This is a genomic window from Actinomycetospora sp. (assembly GCF_055612215.1).
This window is the reverse complement of sequence record NZ_JBVPVA010000252.1, coordinates 1-6,472: the sequence shown is the minus strand read 5'-3', so window position 1 is coordinate 6,472 and position 6,472 is coordinate 1. Positions and strand designations below refer to the sequence as shown.

Below are 6,472 nucleotides of genomic sequence, written 5' to 3'. Positions count from 1 at the left end.
TCGACGTGGCTGTCGCTGTCGACGTCGCCGTCGCCGTTAGCACCGTCCGGCTCACCGATCTCAGCCTGGTCCGCCGTCGCGTGGTCGAGGACGTGATCGCTCTCGTCGTGCACCGCCTCGTCGCGCACGGTGTCGGTCCGGGGGTGCCCGTCCTCGGCGTCGTGGTCGCTGTTCGCGGAGGCGGGGACCCCGCCGACGGCGCTCTCGTCCACGCTCACGTCGCTGGGCTCCGCGGGCGGGTCGGCCGCAACGGAGGGCGCCGTCCCGGGAGCGGCCTCGTCCCCGTCGTCGGTGTGCGCTCCCGGGTCCGCCGCGGGCGTCCCGGCCGGCGTGTGGGTCCGCATCGTCTCGGTGACCGGCTCCTCGCCCGCGGACCCTGCGGCGGCCCCGGCGGTGGTCTCGGGGGTGTCAGCGGCGTCCGCCGCGGCGTCGTGCTCCTCCGGTTCCGTCGAGGTCCCGGCCAGGGCCGCACCGGCGCCCGCGGCCCCAGCGCCCACAGCCGCAGCGCCCGCGGCCCCGGCGCCCGCGACCCCGGCTCCGGCACCCGCTGGGGCGGCTCCGGGCCACGGGCGGGGCATCCCGCCGGACGCGGCGGCGGGCGCGGCCCCCGGGGCGGAGGCCGGTGCGGCGGCGTCCGGGTCGGTCTCGGTGCCGGCGGTCGCGTGAGTGGGCACACCCCCGACGGCGGCCTCGTCGACCCCGCCCGGCCCCGCGTCGGGCGCGGAGGCGGCCTCCGGCGAGTCGCCCGTGGTGCCCGCGACGTCGGCGTCGGCCGGGCGGTGGCCGGCGATCGGCACCGCCTCGGTGGGCAGGTCCTCGTCGCGGCCGGCGAGCCTCGCCTCGTCGTCGGCGTCGAGCAGGTCGTCGCCCTCGTCGCCCCGCGCCGCGACGCCGGCACCGACGGCGGCACCCGCGCCCACGGCGGCACCGCCGGTCAGGGCGGCCGTCCGCGGCGAGAGGCGCACCCCGGGCTGGGCCACGACCTGCTGGCCGTGCTCGTCGAGCAGGGCGTGCCGACCGGTCGGGGCGTCGTCGGCCGGGGGCTGCCCGACCATCCCGCGCGCGGGGCCCCGCTGCCACGGGAGCCCCGAGGACGGGGTCGACGCGGGCGCCGGCCCGGCCGCGGGCGCCTCCGCGGGCAGCCGGCGGAAGAGCGCGATGAGCAGCAGCACCCAGCCGAGCACGGTGACCAGCGCCGTGAGGACACCGATGAGGCTGGAGGCGGTGAGCACCGTGTCGGTGCTCGAGCCGCCGCGCAGCAGCGCCGGCAGCACCACCACCGTGGACGCGCTGAGCAGCGCGGCCACCAGCTGCAGCGCGAGCCCGGCGATGGCCGGCGTCGCCACCGCGGGCTGGATGCGGCGGCGCTGCACGGCCAGCACGAGGCCGACGACGATCGCCACGCCTGCCGGCAGGAAGGCGAAGGCGAAGCGCAGACCCGAGTCGAGCATGCTGCGAACCTAACGAATCACGCCCACCACGCCGACCTCACGCCGCCGATCAGCGGCCGTCGGCCCGCTTCGAGACCCCCGGAGGGGGCCGAACGGGTGATCGTCACCGGTCGATCACGCGTCCGGGACCATGGGGGCCATGTCCGTGGACCTCACCGGGGAGATGGACGACGTCGCGGCCCTCGGCGGCTTCTTCGGGCTCGCGACCGGCCCGGCCGAGGGGGCCGATCCCTCCTGGCGCCCTCTCGCTGCGTTCGCCGGGGAGGTCCTCGACCGGCGCGTCGACCAGGTGGCCGAGCAGCTGGGTGGGGTCCCGCGGCGGATCGCGGCGTCGCTGCTCTCGCTGTCGGTCTCCGCCCGCGTCACCGCGCTGGTCCTGGGGGCGGGCGCGCTGCACGGGGTGGTCCCCCGCCTGCACGACCACCTGCGGTGGCGTCCCTGGTCGGGCGGGCCGATGCCGCTGTGGATCGAGCGTCCGGAGGCCGTCGAGGGCCCCGCCGGGCCCGCGGAGCTCGCCCCCGCCGCCGCCCGCGAGCTCGACGTCACGCTGCGCCCGCTGCTCGAGGCCATCGGGGAGCAGGCCGCGGTGTCGGCCCAGGTGACCTGGGGCAACGTCGCGTCCTCGCTCGGCGGGGCGCTGCGCATGCTGCTGACCCAGCGGCCGGACTCGTCGTCGGGAACCCTCGCCCTCGCCGTCGGGATCCTCGGGCACCCACCGCTGGCCGGGCTCGGCGAGGTCGTCGCGGAGCCCGCGCACCCGACCGGGGTCGGATTCGCGCGGCGGACCTGCTGCCTCTTCTACCGCGTGCCCGGCGGCGGGACGTGCGGCGACTGCGTCCTCGACGCCCGGTGACCGGTCAGGGCAACGGGGGCCAGGACAGCAGCAGGTTGCCGGAGAAGATCAGCGCCAGCAGGCCGATCAGCGCGAACATCGCCACGAAGATGCCCGCGGGAACGCCGGTGAGCCGCTCGAGCTGATCGGGATCGGAGTCGGCCGCCCGGCGCCCGGCGCGCTTTTGCTGCACCTCCAGCACCGTCTTCAGCCCGCCGACGATGAGGAACCAGGTCACGAAGCAGGCGAAGCCGTACTGCACCGCCGGGGACCCGTAGGCGATGACGACCACGACGATGCCGCCGGTCAGCACCACCGACGCGACGCCGTAGACGTTGCGGATCAGCACGAGCGTGCCGAGCAGCACCATGATCGCGAGGCCGAGCATCGTCGGGACCGCGCCGCCCGCCACCAGGGCCGCGGCCCCGAGGCCCAGCAACGGCGGGGTGGCGTAGCCCGCGAACGCCGTCGCAGCCATCCCCGGGCCGTCGCGGCGCCCCTTCGACACCGTCACCCCCGACGTGTCGGAGTGCAGCAGGATGCGGGTCAGCGTCCGGCCCGAGGCGATCGCGACCAGCGCGTGGCCGCCCTCGTGCGCGATGGTCACCACGTTGCGCGCGATGCGCCACGTGGCGTTCCCGGCCACCACCGACAGTGCGACGAGGCCGGCGACGACGACGAGCGCGACCTGCGTCTGCTCGGCGGTGAGCTCGCCGATCGGCTGCAGCGGGGGCGGTGCGGTCGAGGTGAACGTGGCGATGCGCCGAACCGTAGCGCGCACGGGTGGGGTGGGGGTCATGCTGGGCGGCGTGAGCACTGAGGAGGCGGCGGACGCCGCGGGCCTGCGGTTGGGAACCCCGGCGGCCCGGTGGGTCCTCGCGACGACGGTGCTCGGCTCCGGTCTCGCGATGCTCGACTCGACGGTCGTCAACGTCGCGCTCGAGCGGATCGGGTCGGACTTCGGGTCGTCGTTCGCGGGCCTGCAGTGGACGATCAACGCCTACACGCTCACCCTCGCCGGGTTCATCCTGCTCGGCGGTTCGCTGGGGGACCGCTTCGGTCGACGCCGGGTCTTCCTCATCGGCGTCGTCTGGTTCGCCCTGGCCTCGGCGCTGTGCGGGTTCGCGCCGTCGATCGACGTGCTCATCGCGGCCCGGGCGCTGCAGGGCGTCGGGGGCGCGCTGCTGACGCCGGGTTCGCTGGCGCTGATCTCGGCCTCGTTCCACGGCAGCGACCGCGCGGCGGCCATCGGCGCGTGGTCGGGGCTCGCGGGGGTGGCCGGGGCCGTCGGACCGTTCATCGGCGGCTGGCTGGTCGAGTGGAACTGGCGCGCGGTGTTCCTGATCAACCTGCCGCTGGCCGCGGTCGTGCTCGTGGCCGCGCTGCGCCACGTGCCGGAGTCCCGGGATCCCCAGGCGGTGCCGCACCTGGACGTGCCCGGGACCGCCCTCGGGCTGCTGGGCCTCGGGGTGCTCACCTGGTCGCTGACCGAGGCGGGGTCGGCCGGGGCGTCGCCGGCGGTCGTGGTCGGCGGCCTCGCGGGGGTCGGCGCGCTCGTCGCGTTCGGGTTCGTCGAGCGCCGGTCGCGCTCGCCCCTCGTCCCGCCCGACCTGTTCGCGAACCCACGGTTCACCGCGCTCAACGGGGTGACGCTCCTGGTCTACGCGGCGCTCGGGGTCCTCTTCGTGCTGCTCGTGCTCCAGCTCCAGGTGGTGGCCGGGTTCTCACCGCTGGCGGCCGGGATCGCGACGCTCCCGATCACCGTGATCATGCTGCTGCTCTCCGCGCGGGCCGGCCGGCTGGCGACGCGCATCGGGCCGCGCATCCCCATGACCGTCGGCCTCGTCGTGGCCGCCTGCGGGATGCTCCTGCTGCTGCGGGTCGGCGTCGGGGCGTCCTACCTGTTCGACGTCCTGCCCGCCGTCGTGCTGTTCGGGCTGGGGCTCGCGGCCACGGTGGCCCCCCTGACGGCCTCGGTGCTCGACGCCGCCGACGACCGCCACGCCGGGGTGGCCTCCGGGGTCAACAACGCGGTGGCCCGGGCCGCCGGCCTGCTCGCGGTGGCCGTCATCCCCGCGGCGGCGGGGATCGCCGGGGCGGACTACACGAACCCGGTGGCCTTCTCGGCCGGCTACCACCGTGCCGTGATCATCGCCGCCTGCCTGCTGCTCGGCGGGGCCGTGCTCTCCGGGCTGCTCCTGCGCCCGCTGCGGGCCCGTCCGGCCGGCGAGGTGAACGTGGCGGAGTGCGCGCACTGCGGGGTGAGCAGCCCGCAGCAGGCGCCGCGGTCGTGACCACCGGGGAGACGGAGCTCGCGGCCCTGCTGGCCGGGATGACGCCGCGGCTGCGCCCCGGCCGGTACGTGTTCGCGACGGTCCCCGCCGGGATCGCGGTGCCGGCGGCGGTGGTGACCCTCGCCGAGGACGAGGGCACGACCGTCGTGGTGCCCGACGCGGCCGCGGACGGGCTCGACGCGGAGTACCCGTGTGCGTGGATCACCCTGGAGGTGCGATCGTCGCTCGCCGCCGTCGGGTTCCTCGCGGCGGTGACGCGGGCGCTGGCCGACGCGGGGATCAGCGCGAACCCGGTGAGCGGGTTCCACCACGACCACCTGTTCGTCCCGTGGGACCGCCGCGAGGACGCCCTGGCGGTGCTGGCGGCGCTCGCCGCGTCGTGATCGCGACGTGTGCGGCGGAACGCGTCGAATCCGACGCGATGTGCCGCACGGAAGCGGATCACGGCCGAGCGGACGCCCGGCCGGCCGCGTGTCATCGCGCGCACGACAGGGCAAGCTCCCCTGCGTGAGCGACCCCGGAACGCCCGACATCCCGCCGACCGTCTTCGTGCTCTTCGGGGCGAGCGGTGACCTGGCGGCCCGGCTCGTCCTGCCGGCCTTCTACCGGCTGGCGCAGGAGCAGCTGCTCCCCGCGTCGTGGCTGCTGATCGGCAGCGGGCGCCGGCGCCTCTCCGACGACGACTTCCGCGACCACGTCCACGGCGTCCTCGCCGAGTTCGGCCCGAAGCCCGAGGACGGGCCGTGGGAGGAGTTCGCGTCGCGGCTGCGCTTCGCCGGCGACGGGTTCTCGGTCGACGACGCGGGCCAGCTCGTGGACCGCGTCGCGGAGGCCGAGGACGAGCTCGGGGACGGTGACCGCTCCACGGTCCAGCGGGTGCACTACCTCGGCGTACCGCCCACCGCCTTCGAGCCGATCACGAAGGCCCTCGGTGCCCACGACCTCGCCGAGCGCTCGCGCGTGGTCTACGAGAAGCCGTTCGGGACCTCGCTGGAGGCGTTCCGCACGCTCGACACGACCGTCCACCGGGTCTTCGACGAGTCCGCGATCTACCGGATCGACCACTTCCTGGGCAAGGAGGCCTCGCAGCAGCTGCGGGCCCTGCGGTTCGCGAACGGGCTGTTCTTCTCCTCGTGGGACCGCCACCACGTCGCGTCCGTGCAGATCGACGTCCCGGAGGTCCTCGACGTCGCCGACCGCGCCGAGTTCTACGACGCCACGGGCGCCGTGCTCGACATGCTCGTGACCCACCTGTTCCAGGTCGCCGCCGAGATCGCGATGGAGCCGCCGGCGAGCCTGGCCGCCGACGAGATCGCCCAGGCCCGGGCGAACGCGGTGAAGGCGTTCCGCCCGCTGGTCGCCGAGGACATCGTCCGCGGCCAGTTCGAGGGCTACCGCGACATCGAGGCGGTCGCCGACGACTCGAACACCGAGACCTTCGTCGCCGCCCGGATGTGGGTCGACACCGACCGCTGGCGCGACGTGCCGTTCCTGATGCGCACCGGCAAGCGGATGGCCGAGAGCCACCAGAAGGTCAGCCTCGTCATGCGCGATCCCGAGGGCGGGCCGTACCGGGCGTCGACCGAGGCCGAGGGCGACGCGCCGATCCCGGTGCGCGGCAACGTGCTGCGCTTCGACCTGGCCGGCGACGGCGCCCTGGCGATCTCGATGAACATCGAGATCCCGGGCGCCCAGTCGGCGCTGGAGACCCAGTGCACGCAGATCTCGCTGCACGACGCCGGCGGGGATCCGCTGCCGCCCTACGTCCGGCTCATCCACGACATCCTGCTCGGCGACCGGACGCTGTTCACCCGGCCGGACGGGCTCGAGGAGGTCTGGCACGCGGCCGGTGCGGCGATGGACGGGTCGACGCCGCTCTACCCCTACGCGCCCGG

At 75.7% G+C, this 6,472-nt stretch carries 6 protein-coding genes; 4 read left to right on the top strand and 2 right to left on the bottom strand.

The features are described 5' to 3' along the window. The coding region (locus AC0CYZ_RS06925) for a hypothetical protein (protein WP_472213650.1) at positions 1-1,451 on the bottom strand (1,451 nt) is incomplete at its 3' end. Positions 1,452-1,590: 139 nt separating this feature from the next. Here AC0CYZ_RS06925 and AC0CYZ_RS06920 point away from each other — a divergent pair. Next, complete coding sequence (locus AC0CYZ_RS06920; RefSeq protein ID WP_472213648.1) at positions 1,591-2,304, top strand: (2Fe-2S)-binding protein; 714 nt, start codon at positions 1,591-1,593, stop codon at positions 2,302-2,304. Between the two features lie 4 nt (positions 2,305-2,308). On the opposite strand, the gene AC0CYZ_RS06915 is transcribed toward AC0CYZ_RS06920, so the two are convergent. Continuing rightward, complete coding sequence (locus tag AC0CYZ_RS06915; protein WP_472213646.1) at positions 2,309-3,082, bottom strand: M50 family metallopeptidase; 774 nt, start codon at positions 3,080-3,082, stop codon at positions 2,309-2,311. A gap of 10 nt (positions 3,083-3,092) precedes the next feature. Between AC0CYZ_RS06915 and AC0CYZ_RS06910 the strand changes: the two genes are divergently transcribed. From AC0CYZ_RS06910 to AC0CYZ_RS06900, 3 genes are all read left to right on the top strand, one after another. After that, positions 3,093-4,577, top strand: coding sequence for an MFS transporter (locus AC0CYZ_RS06910; protein WP_472213644.1), 1,485 nt, complete (start codon positions 3,093-3,095; stop codon positions 4,575-4,577). Then, positions 4,574-4,960, top strand: coding sequence for an ACT domain-containing protein (locus AC0CYZ_RS06905; protein ID WP_472213642.1), 387 nt, complete (start codon positions 4,574-4,576; stop codon positions 4,958-4,960). Before AC0CYZ_RS06910 ends, AC0CYZ_RS06905 begins: the two co-directional genes overlap by 4 nt. 124 nt (positions 4,961-5,084) lie before the next feature. After that, the coding region (locus AC0CYZ_RS06900) for a glucose-6-phosphate dehydrogenase (RefSeq protein ID WP_472213640.1) at positions 5,085-6,472 on the top strand (1,388 nt) is incomplete at its 3' end.